10 protein-coding genes and 5 pseudogenes are annotated in these 16,370 nt (G+C 66.9%); 2 read left to right on the top strand and 13 right to left on the bottom strand.

Going from position 1 to position 16,370, the window contains the following annotated elements:
- Positions 1-12: 12 nt before the first annotated feature.
- The 10 genes and pseudogenes from ACX9MN_RS08890 to ACX9MN_RS08845 form a co-directional block, all read right to left on the bottom strand.
- A complete protein-coding gene (locus tag ACX9MN_RS08890; RefSeq protein WP_489724255.1) occupies positions 13-825 on the bottom strand; it encodes a c-type cytochrome in 813 nt (270 codons plus the stop codon).
- Entirely contained in the window at positions 822-2,444 is a 1,623-nt protein-coding gene (locus ACX9MN_RS08885; RefSeq protein ID WP_489724254.1) for a b(o/a)3-type cytochrome-c oxidase subunit 1, read from the bottom strand. The genes ACX9MN_RS08890 and ACX9MN_RS08885 overlap by 4 nt, the downstream gene beginning before the upstream one ends.
- Positions 2,434-2,997 (bottom strand): cupredoxin domain-containing protein, encoded by a 564-nt coding sequence (locus ACX9MN_RS08880; protein WP_489724253.1) that lies wholly within the window; start codon positions 2,995-2,997, stop codon positions 2,434-2,436. The genes ACX9MN_RS08885 and ACX9MN_RS08880 overlap by 11 nt, the downstream gene beginning before the upstream one ends.
- Before the next feature lie 12 nt (positions 2,998-3,009).
- Positions 3,010-3,186: a hypothetical protein gene (locus ACX9MN_RS08875; RefSeq protein WP_489724252.1), complete on the bottom strand. Its 177-nt coding sequence runs from the start codon at positions 3,184-3,186 to the stop codon at positions 3,010-3,012.
- 4 nt (positions 3,187-3,190) lie between these two features.
- Positions 3,191-4,447, bottom strand: a complete 1,257-nt coding sequence (locus ACX9MN_RS08870) for a c-type cytochrome (protein WP_489724251.1) — start codon at positions 4,445-4,447, stop codon at positions 3,191-3,193.
- An 11-nt stretch (positions 4,448-4,458) separates the two neighbouring features.
- The gene (locus tag ACX9MN_RS08865; protein WP_489725217.1) at positions 4,459-5,133 is read right to left on the bottom strand and encodes a c-type cytochrome; all 675 of its coding nucleotides are present in this window, start codon (positions 5,131-5,133) and stop codon (positions 4,459-4,461) included.
- 317 nt (positions 5,134-5,450) lie between these two features.
- Positions 5,451-6,520: pseudogene (locus ACX9MN_RS08860) on the bottom strand (IS630 family transposase).
- Between the two features lie 207 nt (positions 6,521-6,727).
- Positions 6,728-8,069, bottom strand: a pseudogene (locus ACX9MN_RS08855) (IS1380 family transposase).
- Between the two features lie 64 nt (positions 8,070-8,133).
- Positions 8,134-9,195 (bottom strand): histone deacetylase family protein, encoded by a 1,062-nt coding sequence (locus ACX9MN_RS08850; RefSeq protein ID WP_489724250.1) that lies wholly within the window; start codon positions 9,193-9,195, stop codon positions 8,134-8,136.
- A 215-nt stretch (positions 9,196-9,410) separates the two neighbouring features.
- Positions 9,411-9,743, bottom strand: a pseudogene (locus ACX9MN_RS08845) (response regulator transcription factor); the annotation flags it as partial.
- A gap of 230 nt (positions 9,744-9,973) precedes the next feature.
- Between ACX9MN_RS08845 and istA the strand changes: the two are divergent.
- Positions 9,974-11,467 (top strand): annotated as a pseudogene (gene istA / locus ACX9MN_RS08840) (IS21-like element ISMex39 family transposase); the annotation flags it as partial.
- 5 nt (positions 11,468-11,472) lie between these two features.
- Positions 11,473-12,204: an IS21-like element ISMex39 family helper ATPase IstB gene (istB, locus tag ACX9MN_RS08835; protein ID WP_043766072.1), complete on the top strand. Its 732-nt coding sequence runs from the start codon at positions 11,473-11,475 to the stop codon at positions 12,202-12,204.
- Positions 12,205-12,347: 143 nt separating this feature from the next.
- Here the strand turns inward: istB and ACX9MN_RS08830 are convergent.
- From ACX9MN_RS08830 to ACX9MN_RS08820, 3 genes and pseudogenes are all read right to left on the bottom strand, one after another.
- A pseudogene (locus ACX9MN_RS08830) lies at positions 12,348-12,791 on the bottom strand (transposase); the annotation flags it as partial.
- A gap of 133 nt (positions 12,792-12,924) precedes the next feature.
- Entirely contained in the window at positions 12,925-15,243 is a 2,319-nt protein-coding gene (locus tag ACX9MN_RS08825) for an HAD-IC family P-type ATPase (protein ID WP_489724249.1), read from the bottom strand.
- Between the two features lie 250 nt (positions 15,244-15,493).
- Positions 15,494-16,357: a universal stress protein gene (locus tag ACX9MN_RS08820; protein WP_489724248.1), complete on the bottom strand. Its 864-nt coding sequence runs from the start codon at positions 16,355-16,357 to the stop codon at positions 15,494-15,496.
- Between the last annotated feature and the right edge of the window lie 13 nt (positions 16,358-16,370).

Genomic DNA, 16,370 nt, shown 5'->3' with positions numbered 1-16,370 from the left:
AGGCCGAGAACATCACTGAGTGTGGATGGTCGTCGATGGCTGAGATGCGTACCACTCCGCTGCTTGGTCGATCTCTTCCGGGGTCATCTTCCGGGCGATGTTCCGCATCTGCTGGCTGATGTCGTTGCGACGCGCACCCGAGGCAAATGCCTGTAGCTGAGACTTCACGTAGGCGGCAGGCTGCCCCTCCAGCCACGGACTCCCCGTCTTGTTGTCGAGAACACCGTGGCAGGAGCCACAAGGCGCGATATTCCGCAACGGTGCGCCGTTGATCACGATGCGCGGGGCGGGCTTGTCGCGGGCCGGGTGGAACCCGGGCAGCCGGGGCAGGTACGCGTAGTACGCTGCGAGATCGGCCATGTCCTGCTCGGACAGGTTCACCGCGAACGGCGTCATCGTGGCATTGACCCGCACGCCCGCTTTGAAGTCGGCGAGCTGTTTGTAGACCACGGGCGCGTACTGGCCGGCGAGGTTGGGCGAGTCGGCCCGGCTCACCCCGGTCGGTCCATGGCAGATCGCGCATTGCTGGGCGAGTGTCGCGCCGCGTCCGACCGCCTCCGGGTCCGCAGCACTCGGCAGCGTCGAGGTGACCACCACCTTCGTGAGCTTGCCGTCCGGCTGAACCGGAGCCGACGACGAGGATGCCTTCGGCACGCCCGCAGCGCTGCAGATCGCGTCCCAGACACCGGCGAGCTTGAGGTCCGGCTGGGCATAAGGGAGCAGCACGAAGCCGCCGAGCGCTGTCCCGGCGAGCAGGGCAACGGTGATGGCAACCGGACCGGTGAACCAAGGGTTCCTCGGCGAGAGGAGGCCGTCGTCGCTCATGGGTTTGCCCCCACGTAAACAGCCGGTACCGACGTATCCCTGCGCAACGCGAGTTGCGCGATGGGGTAGCCATAGTTGGTCACTGTGAGGCCGACCATGAGCGCGAGCCACAGGGCGTAGCTGTTGAGCGCGGGCACGGACAGCGGCGGGTGGAGGGCGGTGGCGAACCGGTAAACACCGGCCTCCTCGCGCGGCGCGCGCTGACCTCGGATCAGCACGAGGATGAACAGAGCCCCCGACGCGACCAGGATGAAGCCGCCGATCGCTGAGAGCGCCACCGAGAAGGCCTGCGTGGCGATGGCCGGATCACCGTAATCGAAGTAGGCCATGCGGCGGGGCATGCCGAGAATCCCCACCCAGTGCCAGGGAAACGTGGTCACGATCATGCCGATGAACCACAGCCAGAGCTGGATGCGCATCAGGCGCAGGTCGGTGAGGGCACGGCCAGTGAGGTGCGGCCACAGGTCGTAGGCGATCGCGAAGTACATGATGACGATCGCGCCACCGAAGATCAGGTGGAAGTGGCCCGTGATCCACTGCGTGTTGTGGATCGATGTATCCAGCTGGTAGCTCATGTTGATGAGGCCGCCGGCACCGCCGAAGCCGAGCATCACGAACGAGAACGCCACCGCGAGCATGATCGGGTTCGACCACGGCAGGACCCTGATCCAGCCGAACGGCCCACGACCGCCGCGCAGCCGGGCGGCAATCTCGACCGAGGCGCAGATGGTGAAGACCGTCAGCAGCGTCGGCAAGGCGACGAGCGCCGTGAAGGCCGAATGGATGAACTTGAAGCCGGCACCAACTTGCGGGTCGGTGAAGGTGTGGTGCATGCCGATCGGCATCGCTACCACCAGGAACAGGATGAACGAAATCCTGGCCATGGTGTCGCTGTAGATCCGGCCGCCGATCGCCCGCGGGACGATGGTGTAGTAGGCGATGTAGGTCGGCATCAGCCAGAAATAGACGATGGCGTGCAGCGTCCAGGAGAAGAACACCCGCGCCAATCCCGCATCGATGGTCGATGTCAGGCCGAAGGCGACCGGCAGGATCTGAAGGAGCAGTTCGAGCGCAGCGCCCACCGCCGTCCAGCCCCACAGGTAGGAGCCCGCCACGTTGGCGAACATCGGCAGCGGCACCGGCGTGTCGGGGTTCGCCTTCTTCCAGATGTGAAGGTTCACCGACATCAGGGCGACCCAGATCCACGAGCCCACAACCACGAGCACCACGCCGAGGTAGTAGAAAGGGCTGCCGATCAGGGGCGGGTAGAAGGTGTAGAGCACCGAGGCCCGGCCGAGCGACACCGGGATCATCGCCGTGACCGCACCGACCACCACCAGCCAGTACCCCGCCCAGGCCCAGCGCAGTCCGACGAGGCGCTGCTTCAGCGAGACTTCGCTGATGGCGTAGCCGAATCCCATGGCCACCAGCGTCGGGAACACGTAGCCCATGACGGTGCCGTGCGCCGTCAACGAGCGGTAGTACCACTCGGGGTTGCTGATCCAGGTATGCAGCGGGCTGCGGATGAACATCTGCCAAGCCCCGAGCAGCAGGGCGAGACCGAAGACCGCGAAGGCCAGCCAGAAGTGGGCGAGGACGAGCCTCCTGCTACTCAACACAGGTGACCCTCCCCTTGGCCGAGGTCATGTTCAGGAACGCGGGCTTGTCGACCACCTTGACCTTGGCCCACATGCCCTCGTGTCCCACACCGCAGAACTCCTGACACGGCATCAGGTACTCGCCCGGCTTGCTGAACTTGGCCGGGATCTCAGAGACGTAGCCAGGCACCAGCATGGTATTGACGTTGGTATTCTGGATCAGGAAGCCGTGCACGACGTCGGGGCTGGTTGCGCGGAACACCACAGGCGTGTCGGTGGGCACCACCATGCATTGGGGCGTGAAGCTGTATTGCTGGCCGACGGCCCGCACCGTCACCGAACCGTCCGGCTCGACCGCGCTGCCCAGATTGCTCTCGACGAACTCGCCGCCCAAGTGGAGGGTCTGGGGCTTGATCGTCTCGACGCGGGCCTGGGGCATCGTCGCCTGATGGATGCCGGCGAAAGCCGCCAGCCCCGCCAGAAGGACGATGATGGCGATGGACAAGATTGCCCATCGGCGCTCGACCCGCTCAGCGACGCGATCGCCTTCGTCAACGTGGTCGTAAGTTGTCATCGGCGCTCCGGGTCAGCTCCCGCGCGGCAGGAAGACGAACAGGTAGAAGGCGAACCAGCACGCCACCACGATGGCCGTGGCGATGGCCGCGAGCGTCACGGCACCCGATGGGCCGGCCCGCACGGCGGCGGCCACCTCGCGGTGCTCGGTCTCCTCATCGCGGTGCTGCGGCAGGGGCGAGTTCAGCATGGCCTCAGTCCAGGGGGGCGGAGCGGAGCTGATTGGCCTCCTGGGCGGTGACGGCCGCACCGCGGTTGCCCCAGGTGGTCCGGATGTAGGTGACCACGGCCGCGACCTCGTTGTCCGAGAGCGACTGGGCGAAGGGCGGCATGCCGAAGGGGCGCGGATTGCCCTGAGTGCCCGGAGGATAGCCGCCGTTCAACACCATGCGGATCGCGTTCACGGCCGACGACATCTGGATGGATTGGTTGTCGGCCAGCGGCGGGTATGCCGGCGGCTTGCCCTGTCCCTGCGCACCGTGGCAGCTCGCACAATGGGCGTCGTAGACGGTCTTGCCGAGCGAGAGCAGCAGGCTGCTCTCAGCGGTTGGCACGGACGATGTGACTGGTGGCGGGACCTCCTGGCCGAGGCTCTTGAGGTAGACCGCCATGGCCCGGGTATCCTCGGGCGTGAGGTACTGGAGACTGTTGTAGGTGACCTCCGCCATCGGTCCATAGACGGCGCCGCGCCGCGAGACGCCGGTGCGCAGCAGGTCGGAGATCTCCTCAATGCTCCAGTCGCCGACCCCAGCTTCGCGGTTGGAGGTGAGCGAGGGCGCGTACCAGTTCTGCATCGGGATGAGCCCGCCCTGGAAGGCTTGGGACTCCGAGTTGCCACCCAGCGCATTGATGGGCGTGTGGCACATCCCGCAATGCCCCAGACCCTCGACCAGGTAGGCGCCCCTGTTCCACTCTGCCGATTGCTTCGGGTCGGGCTTGAACTCGCCTTCGCGGAAGAACAGCGTGCGCCAGCCAAGAATGAGCTGGCGATTGTTGTACGGAAACCTAAGGTCGTGCGGTCGATTCGGCTGCTTCACCGGTGCGACCGACATCAGGTAGGCGTAGATCGCGTCGCTGTCGGCCCGGGTCACCTTCGTGTACGAGCCGAAGGGCATGGCCGGGTAGAGCAGCCCGCCGTCGGGCGAGCGGCCCGTGTGCATCATCTGGTAGAACTGGTCGGCCGTCCACTTGCCGATGCCCGCCTCCGGATCAGGTGTGATGTTGGAGGTGAAGAGCGTGCCGAAGGGGGTCGCCATAGGCCTGCCGCCGGCGAAGGGCTTGCCTTCGGGCGCAGTGTGACAGGCGATGCAATCGCCGGCCCGCGCCAGGTACTCGCCCTTCGCGAGCACGCCCGCATCGGGACGGGCAGCCGGTGCCGTTTGAGCTTCAGCGGCGGTGCCCAGGAGCGAGGCGAGCAGGGCCGGAAGAGCCCTGCGGGCCAGGCTGGCCACGACGTCCCTCCTCATTGGGGCTGACTCCCGCAGGCGAAGGGAAGTGCATAGGTCCCCTTCGGAACGGAGCGGCGCTCCTCCGGCGCGGGTCGCGAGGAGAGCCATGCGGTGACGGCCGCGACATCCGCCTCAGTGAGGTGCCCCGCGACGACCTGCATGCAGTCCGGTGAGAGGGCGGTCCGCGTGCCGTAGCGCCAGGCGCCGAGCTGTGCGCTGATGTAGCTGGGCTTGAGGCCGAGGAGGCCGGGAATGCCCGGCTCCATGCCGGTCAGATTGGGACCGTGGCAGCTGGTGCAGGCCGGGATGTTACGCGCAGCGTCGCCCTGGGTGACCAGCTTCCTTCCTGTTGTCAAAACCTCTTCCCCGACGGCTGGAACGGCCGGAGGCGGGAGGGGCGGGTTCAAGCTGGCCAGGTACTCGGCCATGTCTCGGAGGTAGGTCTCCGGCAGATACGCCAGAAGGTAGTTCATGGGCGGGTAGTGTCGCCGGCCGTTCCGGAACGCCACGAGTTGATTGAAGAGGTAGCCTGCGGGCTTGCCCGCGAGACGCGGGAAGTAGGGGTCGCGCGTTCCCTCGCCTTGTGCACCGTGGCAAGGAGCACAGGCCAGCACGCGCTCGGCCATCGTATCCGGGGGAGATGCCCGAGATTCGCCGTGCGCCGGCTCAAGAGCCAAGACCGTCAACACGGACGCAACAGCAACCCCATGGATCAGGTGCAAGACCGCTCTCCGGCTCTTTTTGCCCAGTTCTCAAACCTAGCGGCGGAAAGCCCGGTTCCCAAAGCTGGAGCTTTAGTGTGTGCTTCGAGGCTGATCAAGCCAGATCTTACATTTTAGAGCACGACTAATTTGTGCGCTATGAGAGCGGATGGGCTGAGGGGTGAGCTGCCGGTTCTGAAACTTAGCCGGCGCTTGTCGTGTGCGTTAGGTCATTTCACTCACGGAGGCCGAGGGCGCAGAAGCTTCGTCTTAAGCGAGAACGGGTCTGCCACTAGTGCACTGACTCATTCGGATGGTGCAGCGTTGCCATTGACGGCATCGAGGATGGCGGCGGCCGGCTTGGTCCAGACGAAGGGCTTCGGCCTGTCGTTGTGCTCGGCAATGTAGCGGTTGATCGCAGCCTGAAGGTCGACAATCCCGCTGAAGCTGCCCCGCTTCAGCCTGCGCCGGGTCAGGGCCGAGAAGAAGCCCTCGACGGCGTTCATCCATGAGGCCGAGGTCGGGGTGAAGTGGAAGATCCAGCGCGGATGCCGGGCTAGCCAGGCCCGTACCTTCGGGTGCTTGTGGGTGGCATAGTTGTCCAGGATCACGTGGATCAGTTTGCCGGCCGGCACCGCCGCTCGATGGTGTTGAGGAAGCGCAGGAACTCGTCGTGGCGGTGACGCTGCATGCAGCGGCCGATCACGGTGCCCTCCAGCACGTCGAGCGCGGCAAACAGCGTCGTGGTGCCGTGACGGACGTAATCGTGGGTCTGGGTTTCGGGACGACCTGGCGTGACGGGTCGGCTTGGGCGGGTGCGCTCCAGGGCCTGGATCTGGCTCTTCTCGTCGAGCGAGAGCACGACGGCGTGGCGCGGCGGATCCATGTAGAGGCCGACGATGTCCTCGACCTTCTCGGCGAAGGCCGGATCGTTCGAGCGCTTGAAGCTGCGGACCCGATGCGGCTGGAGGCGGTGGGCATCCCAGATGCGCTGGACCGATCGCAAGGAGATCCCGATGGCTTGCGCCAGGGCGCGGCCGGTCCAGTGAGTGACCTCACCGGGCGGCTCGGAGCAGGTCAGGGCGAGCACCTCGGCGACGGTGTCGGTGGAGTGAGGCGGCTTGCCGGGCGGACGGGTTTTATCGCGCAAGAGGCCCTCGACGCCTTCTTCGGCGTAGCGCTGTTGCCAGCGCCAGACGGCTGGCCGGCTGACGCCGGCCTGGTGGGCGACGTCGAGGACGGAGAGGCGTTCGGCCGAGAGCAGGACGATGCGGGCGCGCTGGATGTGCTTGAGAGGCCGGGCCCGATCGACGACGATGGCGGACAGGCGCGCCAGGTCGGCGGCGCTGGGGATCACGCAGACAGTCTGAGCCATGCCTCAGACTCGCATGCCTCACGAGCCTTGTGAATCCTCTGAATGCGTCAATGCACTAGCCCATCTTATTCACCAGGTAGGCGGCGGATCGGGTTTTTGCGATGTGGCCGCGCGTGATCGTTGCGCCTTCGACGCTGTGAAGCTGGGTTGTTTCGGCAAGGCTTGAGGAACGGGAGCGGGCTCGTCGGGGCGTCTCAGCCCCGTGGCTCAGGCCGGTGCCGGTCCCAGAGCCCCGGCGAGGTGGCGCAGCAGGTCAGCCTCCGGGCAGGCGGCGAAGGCGAGGCGGACGCGAGCAGCGCTCTCGCGGATGCGAGCGCCGAGTTTCAGGAGCTGCAGCCGGATCGTGGCGAACTCGGCCCGTGCCAAGCGGTGCGCCTTCGGGATGGCGTCCCGCACGGTGAGCATCAGCCAGTAAGCGGCGGTATGCAGAACCAGCCGCATCTGGTTTGCAGCGGGGTGCCGGCAGGAGGTGCGATCGGAAGCGAGTTGGCTCTTGTGCAGCTTGATCAGGTTCTCGGCCTGTCCGCGGGCGCAGTACAGCTCGGCGTAGAGCCATTCGGGCGTGCCGGTCGTGATGTTGGTGACCCTGTCGCGGATGTCGAGGCCGAGCCGGGTCGCCTCGATGCGGGCGTCGACACGGCGCTGCTGCCGCCAGGACTTGGCCGCATGCGTGGTCTCGGCAAAGCCGCGCACGGCATCCATGTCGCTGAGGGCCCGCTCAACCCGGATGTGATCGGCCGTCTCCTCGACTTTGGCCGCCAGCGCCTTGGTGCCGGTCACGCCGAAGACGTAAGCCACGCCGTTGTCCTCGCGACCTTACCATGACCTCGGGCCGACCGTAGTGCCCGTCGCCGCCGAGAGTGATCGCGGTGTTGGGCCAGTGCCGGCGGATGGCTCGGATCAGGCGGCGCAGATGAGAGCGCACCTCGCGGCCCGACGGCGTCTTGCCCGGCCGCAGGATCACCGCCACCGGGCGCGAGGTGGCGGTGTCGTAGACGTGGATCGGCAGGAAGCAGCGGTCATCGTGATGGGCGTTGAACAGCGACAGCTGCTGCTGGCCGTGGACCACGTCGCAGGTATCGTCGATCTCCAGGGTGACGGCGGCTGGCGGCTTGGCGTAGCTGGCGCAGTACAGATCGACCAGCACCCGCCCGAGCCGGATCAGGTCGCGTAAGCCCGGCGTGTTCTCCAGCCGGGAGACGGTGGGCTGGCTCATCAGGTCCGCGCCGCTCTCGGGCAGGCGTCCGCAGGCGAGCTTGAACGCAGGGTCGGCGCGCAGGTGGGCGAGGTCGTCGGCATCCTCATACCCGCAGGCGATGGCCAGGATGCGGGCCAGCACGATCTCGGGCAGGGGATGCAGAACCCGGCTCGGATCACGACGGTCCGGGATCACGGCGGCGAGCTTCTCGGCGATGCCGAGCCGTCGTGCGGCCTGAGCCAACAGCAGGATGCCACCGTCCGAGGTCAGGCGTCCGCCGTCGAAGGCGGCTGTCAGCTTCTTGCCCCGGACGGATGGAAACGCGAACGGCAGCACCGTAGGATCGGACATGGCGGGCGTGGCGGGCTCGATGGGGTCACAGGTCTTGGCGTCAGCACCCAATCCTTAAGCCACATCAATGTCTTACGCTACGCTCACCACCCAAGATCCACCGTCCTCGTGAATAAGACGGGCTAGGAATTTGTGGGGCGCAGGCCGCAGCGAGGGGCTTCGGAGAACTGCCAGCCGTCTCTCGGGTGCGGCAGTTGGGTGATTCGAGCAAGGCCGTAACGTGTGCCTCCACCGAGCGTGCCAGCCCGATCGGGTCGTAGCCGCCCTCCAGTAACGAGACGATACGCCCGCCACACGCCCGATCGGCGAGATCCACGACACGGTCCGTCGCCCACCGGAAATCCGATTCCGTGAGCGCGAGGTTGGTCGTCGGGTCGTGCCAATGCGCGTCGAAGCCGGCCGAGATCAAGATGAGATCCGGCCGGAAAGCCGCGATGCGGGGGAGTGCCGTCGTGCGGAGAGCATCGCGGAATATGGCTCCGTCGGCGCCGGCGGAAAGCGGAATGTTCACGACCGTATCGTACTCGCCACGCTCGGAGGCCGCGCCGGTGCCGGGGTAGAACGGCCACTGGTGAGTCGAGCAGAACAGTACGCTCGGGTCGCTCCAGAATATCTCCTGAGTTCCATCTCCGTGGTGGGCGTCCCAATCCAGGATTGCGACGCGCTCCACGCCGTGTACCGCCTGAGCACGACGGGCCGCGACGGCGATGTTGTTGAAGAAGCAGAAGCCGGCAGCTCGCGCCCGGCCGGCATGATGCTCGGGCGGCCGCATGGCCGAGAAGGCGTTGCCGACCGCTCCCGTCATGACCTCGTCGACGGCCTGCACCGCGGCACCGGCACTGCGCAACGCGGTCTCCAACGTGCCGGCCGCGACGTGAGTGTCCTCGTCCTCCAGCGCCAGGGTTCCGTTCCGCAGGCCCTCTATCGTGGCCTCTACGTAAGCCTCCTCGTGCACGCGACCCAGCGCGGTCTCAGAGGCGACATGGGCCTGCTTGCGCACGAGGCTGGCGAAGCGTTCCTGTTCCAGGCAGCGCTCGACGACCCTGATACGGTCGGCGCGCTCGGGATGCCAGGGAGGCCCAAGATCGGCGAGCGCGGATGTGTGCGTGAGGCGCAGGGTGGCCATACGTAGCCTCCCTCGCCGATCGCGACCCGCCCAGTCCGGGCACGATATTCCTCGAGACGAGAGCAGTCTGCCCGGCAGCCTTCGAGCGGCGCATCGTGGCCCCATGACCACAGCTCACCCGAGACTCCGGATATTTTCCCAAGCGGGCTCCGGAGATCTGCGCGCATCACTCGAGCGTCGGCCGCCAGCGCATACTGGACGCCATCGAGAAGTAAGTCGTGCTCGAACGGCTGCTCGATGACGCAGCGAAAGCGGGCCGCCTCGGCGCAGTGGTGCAAATCGTCTGAAGGTCGCCAAGTTATCAGGTTGGCCGGCAGGCCGATATTGCGTTCCCGCAGCCGGCCGACGAGCTGAAGTCCGTCCATGTCGGGCATCCAATAATCCAGGACGAGGCATCCCGTCCGGGGCAGCGCCACGTCGCTGAGGAGGTCGGCTGCGCACTGGTAGAGACGTACATCGAGGCCTTCGCACTCAAGTGCGAACTGCAACGAACGGCCGACGGCTTCATCGTCGTCGACGACCAGTACCGGCCCTGTTTGCTTTTCCATGACGGCACCTGATGCTTAATTCCCTCCGATTCGGCCGGATTCCAAAGCGACGACTTGATGCACCTCAATTGGGCTGCCGTGCTCCTGTGCGCCGGGCTGGCTGGCGGGATGCTTGTGTTTCGGCGTGCAACTTTGACCCCTTGAGGCGGGGGATCGGCGTCCAATTCTGACCCCCTAACCTCGTTCTCGCAGACTGCCCTCTGGTGCGGCCGGAAGGGTGGTGCAGGGGGATGAAGGGCGTGGACACGATTGCGCGCATCCGGCGCGAGTTCTTCACCCGCGGCCGCGCGATCAAGGACATCGTCCGCGACCTGCACGTCTCCCGCAACACGGTCCGGAAGGTCATCCGGTCGGGGGCCACCGCCTTCACCTACGAGCGCGACGTGCAGCCTCTGCCCAAGCTCGGGCCGTGGCGCGACGATCTCGATCGGATGCTGACCACCAACGCCGGCAGGTCCGCCCGCGAGCGACTGACGCTGATCCGGATCTACGAGGCGCTGCGCGGGCTCGGCTACGAGGGCGGCTACGATGCCGTTCGGCGCTATGCCAAAACCTGGAAGCGCGAGCGCGCCTCGGTCACGGCGCAGGCCTTCGTGCCGCTCATCTTCGCCCCAGGCGAGGCCTACCAGTTCGACTGGAGCCACGAGATCGTGCTGATCGGCGGCACGACCGTCACGGTCAAGGTCGCTCACGTCCGGCTCTGCCACTCGCGCATGCTGTTCGTGCGGGCTTATCCGCGCGAGAGCCAGGAGATGGTGTTCGACGCCCACGACCGGGCGTTCGCGTTCTTCCGCGGCACCTGCCAGCGCGGCATCTACGACAACATGAAGACCGCGGTGGAGACGATCTTCGTCGGTCGCGAGCGCGCCTACAACCGTCGCTTCCTGCAGATGTGCTCGCACTACCTCGTCGATCCGGTCGCCTGCACGCCGGCCTCGGGCTGGGAGAAGGGGCAGGTCGAGAACCAGGTCGGGCTGGTGCGCGAGCGCTTCTTCACCCCGCGCGTCCGGGTGAAGAGCTACGACGAGTTGAACGCGCTCCTACTCGATGGAGCTATCGCCTACGCCAAGGCCCATCCGCATCCCGAGGAGCGCGAGCGCACCGTCTGGGAGCGGTTCGAGGCCGAGCGGGCGGCGCTGGTGCCCTATGCTGGCCGCTTCGACGGCTTCCACGCCGTCACCGCTTCGGTGTCCGCGACCTGCCTCGTACGCTTCGACAACAACCGATACTCGGTCATGGCCTCCGCCATTGGCCGCCCGGTCGAAGTGCGAGCCTACGCCGAGCGCATCGAGATCCAGCAGGACGGGCGCGTCGTCGCCGAGCACGCGCGTGCCTTCGGCCGGGATCAGACCGTGTTCGATCCCTGGCACTACGTCCCTGTGCTCGCCCGCAAACCTGGCGCGCTCCGGAACGGCGCACCGTTCAAGGACTGGGTGCTGCCCGCCGCCCTCGACCGGGTTCGACGCAAGCTCGCCGGCAGTGCCGGGGGTGACCGGCAGATGGTCGAGATCCTCACCGCTGTGCTCGGTGACGGGTTGCCGGCGGTCGAGGCGGCCTGTGCCGAGGCCCTGCGCGAGGGCGTCCACTCGGCCGATGTCGTCCTCAACATCCTCGCCCGGCAGCGCGAGCCGACCACGCCCGTCACCATCCTGACGCCCGAGAGCCTGCGGCTGCGCCACGAGCCGGTCGCCGACTGTGCCCGCTACGACAGCCTAAGGAGAGCACCATGATGGAACGCCAGCAGATCCTCGCCACCATGGGCGATCTGAAGCTCTTCGGCATGAAGGCCGCCTACGACGAGATCATCAAGGTCGCAGTGAAGCGCACCCACGAGCCGCAGCAGATCGTCGGCGACCTGCTCCAGGCAGAGATCTCCGAGAAGCAGGCACGCTCGATCCGCTACCAGATGACCATCGCCAAACTGCCCCTGGCCAAGGACATCGCCGAGTTCGCCTTCGACGGCACTCCGATCAACGAGGTGCTGGTGCGTGATCTCGCCGGCGGCGAGTTCCTGGCGCATCAGCGCAACGTCGTGCTCGTCGGCGGCACCGGGACCGGCAAGACCCACCTCGCCATCGCCCTTGCACGAGCCTGCATCCGGGATGGCATGCGGGGCCGGTTCTACAACGTCGTCGATCTCGTCAATCGGCTCGAAGCCGAGGCACGCGCCGGCCGGCACGGCCGCATCGCCGACCATCTGGCGCGGCTCGACTTCGTGGTGCTCGACGAACTCGGCTACCTGCCGTTCGCGCAGTCGGGCGGCCAACTCCTGTTCCACCTGATCAGCAAGCTCTACGAGACGACCTCGATCGTGGTCACCACCAACCTCGCCTTCGGGGAATGGCCGAGCGTGTTCGCCGGCGATGCCAAGATGACCACCGCGCTCCTCGACCGGCTCACCCACCACTGCGAGATCGTCGAGACCGGCAACGAGAGCTGGCGCTTCAAGAACCGCGCCTGAGGCCAGCACACACGTCGCGCCTGCTGGACCCCTGATCAGCCCGGCTGCGCCACCCCGACCCGCCTTCGCCGGGCTGATCAGGGGCGTCCCGCCATACCCATCCAGGGGGTCAAAGTTCGACGCCGATCCAGGGTCAATGTTCAACGCTGTTTGACATCGGGCGGACCGCCGTCCTCCCCGCGCAGCGGCCGGCCCTGCCGGCGCATGCCCGACGAGGCGCCCGGCCCGCTCTCGTCCAGGGCCACGAGGTGGCGCTTGCGGAAGTCGGCGATGGTGCGGAAGTCGGGCCGGTTCAGGCCGGTGACGGCCATGACGTCGACCCGCTCCTCGCAGGCCCGGGCGAGCTGGCGCGAGGAGTACAGGCCGCGGCTGTAGCCGTAGAGCAGCAGGGCCACCATCATGCCGGGATGGTAGGGCGGGTAGCCGCGCTCCTCCGTGTAGGTGTCGAGGATGGCCGAGAGGTCGAGCGCCTCCCGCACCGTGTCCCGCACGAAGTGCGCCATGTGCCCGGGCGGCACGAACTCGTGCAGCGAGGGCGGCAGCAGCCAGCCCTGATCGACGTCCCAGGAGCGAAACACCTTGGCCATGAGCCGAGTGAATCACCTCTGGGTGCCGCCGTCGAGACGGTTACTCGGACGCGCTCCTAGCGGTCCAAGTCTGACGCTTGGTACCTGCGGCGAGGGGCCGCTTGCGACCCGACCTAGTGCCCATTGGCTCCGCTCAGGCCATGCGGAGGCGCCCGAACAGTCCGACCTTGGTTAAGTCGAGCAGGAGGGCCAGCATCAGGGCAGATCCGAACAGGCTGCCGATCCAAGACAGCGGAAGCGGTGCCATCAGGACGCCACGCCAGGCCATGAGGGGGATGAGAAGCATGTCGACGACCGACGACGCGACCACGATCCCGCTCGGACGGGACGCCCACATCCGGCGCCGTTCACGTGCCACGTAGAAAACGGCTTGGCCGTTGAATACCAGCATCACCAATGTGAGCGTCTGCAGTTCCGGCATGCTGAGGTTGAACCAGAACTTGCCTGCTGCCAGAGCAGCCGCCGAATATGCGAGGTCAATGACGCCGAGCACGACGGCCGCGATGGTCAGGTTGCCGATGCGCCACGTATTGGGGCGGGACGAAGGCTCGACATTATCCGTCGTCGCCGACATCGCCAGGAAATCGCCCGTGATCATAGACAGGACCATGAGCATCGGCGTCAGAACTGCGTGACCGGTCATCACGAGGCCGATAAAGAGGAACAATACCTGACGGACCTTGTGGATCAGCGAGCGCAGCGTGTATGTCAGGATGCGCTGGAAGGTGACGCGTCCCTCGCGGACGGCCGTCACAATACCGCCAAGCCCTGGCTCGGTGAGCACGATGCCAGCCGCGGACTTGGCCGCATCCGTTGCGGTGGAGACTGCGATCCCGATCTGGGCCTGGCGCAAGGCAGCCGCGTCGTTGGCGCCATCGCCACACATCCCGACCGTATGGCCCTCGCTCTGCAGTGCCTTCACCAACCGGAACTTATCCTCCGGTAGCACGCCGGCGAAGACCGCGTAGTCGTCCGGCCGCATGTCTTCGCGGATCGAGGCCCCGGAGTAGACTGGACCCGTCAAGCCAATGGCTTCGGCGACCACGCCGGTCGTCGCGGGTGCATCGCCGCTGACGATCGCCACTCGGACGCCGAGCCGCTTGAGTTCCGCAATTGCCGAGGCGGCGTCGTCCCGCGGCGGGTCGCTGAGCGCGAGAAGCCCAGCCACCTGCATGTGCCCGTCCGAACCGACGGCGACGCCGAGCACGCGGTGGCCATCCAATTCCAACGACCGCGCGATTTCAGTTGCGTCGGGCGTCGGCTCGCAAAGGTTCGCTACCATCGCGAAAGCGCCCTTCACAATGCGCACGGAATCGCCGGATGAATCCAGGGCAATGGCTTCGGACATCTTCACCGCCGGATCGAATGGCGTGAAGGTGGCAAGCTTTGGAAGCTCCGGCTCGGCGGTCGAAGCGGCGGCCCGCACTGCGCTGTCGACGGGATCCTGTCCCCCGTCCGAGCTGGCAAGCGCCGCGAGCGCGAGCACGCGTGCCTCGCTGAAGCCCGGCATGGCACGCACGGCCGTGACCGCGAGGGCGTTGCGGGTCAGCGTGCCGGTCTTGTCGGAGCAGAGGATGTCCATGCTGGCCGCCTCGTCGACCGCGGACAGGCGGGTGGGCAGCACCCCCGCGCGCGCCAAGGCCCGCGCGCCGAGCGCGGTGGCGAGCGTGAACGTGGCCGGCAGCGCCACAGGTACGGTGCCAAGAACCGCGATCAGCAGGAGCGGCAGCAGCTCGGGCAGCGGCATCCCGATCGCCAGCGCGTAGGCCAGGAGTCCAAGCGTGATCACGCCGTTCACCAGGGCGAGGTTGCGCACCACCTTGAGCACGGCCTTCTGCTGAGCGCTGCCGACATGTGCCGTGCGGACGAGTTCGGCTGCCTTGCCGAACTTGGTGCGGGTGCCGGTCGCCGTGACCAGGCCAAGGGCCTCGCCGCGGCGGACGAGCGCGCCGGCATAGGTCTCGTAACCCGGACCCGCCTCGACGGGCAGCGACTCGCCCGTGATTGTCGACTGGTCCAGCAGGACATCGCCCGCCGTAATGCGGACGTCGGCCCCGACCACCGTACCGAGCGAGAGCTTGACGACATCACCAGGTACCAGCTCCGCGGCGGGCACCGAAATCCAGCGTCCGTCGCGACGGACGCCGGCCACGAGCGCGAGGCGCGCCTTGAGCGCGGCAACGGTGGCCTGAGCCCGGCTCTCATGCAGGAACCCCAGCGCGGCATTGAAGACGAGCAGCACGGCGACGACCGAAGCCTCGATGTATTCACCGAGGACGAGTTGCAGCACGATCGCTGCCTCCAGGAGGCACGGCACCGGAGCGACGAACTTGCCGACCACGAGGCGTAACGGATGAATGGTGACATCCGGCGTGGCGTTCGGCCCGTACACCGCCAAGCGGTGACGCGCTTCCTCAGAAGTGAGTCCCTCGTCGACGGGGGCCTGATCCACAACGGGAGCCTTTCGGACCGAAGCTATGCCGAGCCGAGTCGAGACCGGGAGCAAATCGCTATTCATCTCGACGACCTACTCCGCACGACCTTTGGCAAATCCTGCATCGCGGCTGTCTTGCAGGCATGCCTCGTTGATCCGAGCCTGGCATCTTTTCGCTCGACTGCCCTCGCGCCGTCCCCGACGGTCTGCACGGACGCGGACCGTGGAGGATGCAGTCCTCGCCTGAGGTGGCTATCGCTCTGCCCCCTCAATGCGCCATCAGCACCGGAATGTGAGCGTTGTCGATGACGTGGCGGGTGACCCCGCCGAGCAGGAACTCGCGCACGCGGCTGTGGGTGTAGGCGCCCAGCGCCATCATGGTGGCGCCGCGCCGCTCGGCCTCGGCCAGGATTGCCGCGCCGACCGGTACCCCCTCCTGGGCCGGCAGGGTGACAGGCTCTGACACGACTCCGTGCCATTGCAGGTAGCCGCACAGGTCGGCGGCCCGCGCCTCGTCGAAGCGCTCCGTCTCGGCATGCAAGACTGTCACCCGCGTCGCCTCATGCAGCAGGTCGATGGACTGGCCGATCAGCCGCGTCGCTTCCAGGCTGCCGTTCCAGGCGATCACCACGTGCTCCAGCAGATCGTGCGGGACACGCTCGCCGATCATCAGCGTCGGTCGCCCGACCGAGAACAGCGCGGTGTCGAGCGCGCGTCCGGTAAACGGCACCTTAAGGTCGGGTCGGTCGACGATGACGAGGTCATTGACGCGGCCGGTAAGCGTCAGGAGAGGCTCGACCTCCCCGGAGAGTTCCGTCCACGTCGCGAAGGTCGCGTCGAGGCGCTCGGGCTTCGCGATCAGCGGCACACCCTCGCGCTCGCACCAGCCTTCCAGGGCCGACCTGCCGTCAGCCGCCGCCTCGCGCACGCCCCGTTCGATGAGTTCGATGGTCGTACAGTCCACCATGGGCGCGATGCTCGCCATGCCGGCCAGCACGTGTTCCGGCCCGGGCGCCATGAAGCAGACGCCGATGTGCGCGTGCAGGCGCCGGCCGAGACGCAGGGCAGCCTCCAGCCGGCGCGTAGCGTCGATACCGGGGGCGGTGGGGACAAGAAGGCAGCGCAGGAACATCGGGGTTCTCCTC

It is taken from the genome of Methylobacterium sp. 1A, assembly GCF_058072805.1.
The sequence above is the reverse complement of the archived record's forward strand: the minus strand, read 5'-3'. Positions and strand labels throughout refer to the sequence as shown.

Coding starts and splice junctions, on each gene's coding strand:
- ACX9MN_RS08890 (WP_489724255.1), bottom strand. CDS start 825: ATGAGCGACGACGGCCTCCTCTCGCCGAGGAACCCTTGGTTCACCGGT.
- ACX9MN_RS08880 (WP_489724253.1), bottom strand. CDS start 2,997: ATGACAACTTACGACCACGTTGACGAAGGCGATCGCGTCGCTGAGCGG.
- ACX9MN_RS08875 (WP_489724252.1), bottom strand. CDS start 3,186: ATGCTGAACTCGCCCCTGCCGCAGCACCGCGATGAGGAGACCGAGCAC.
- ACX9MN_RS08850 (WP_489724250.1), bottom strand. CDS start 9,195: ATGGCCACCCTGCGCCTCACGCACACATCCGCGCTCGCCGATCTTGGG.
- istB (WP_043766072.1), top strand. CDS start 11,473: ATGGAACGCCAGCAGATCCTCGCCACCATGGGCGATCTGAAGCTCTTC.
- ACX9MN_RS08820 (WP_489724248.1), bottom strand. CDS start 16,357: ATGTTCCTGCGCTGCCTTCTTGTCCCCACCGCCCCCGGTATCGACGCT.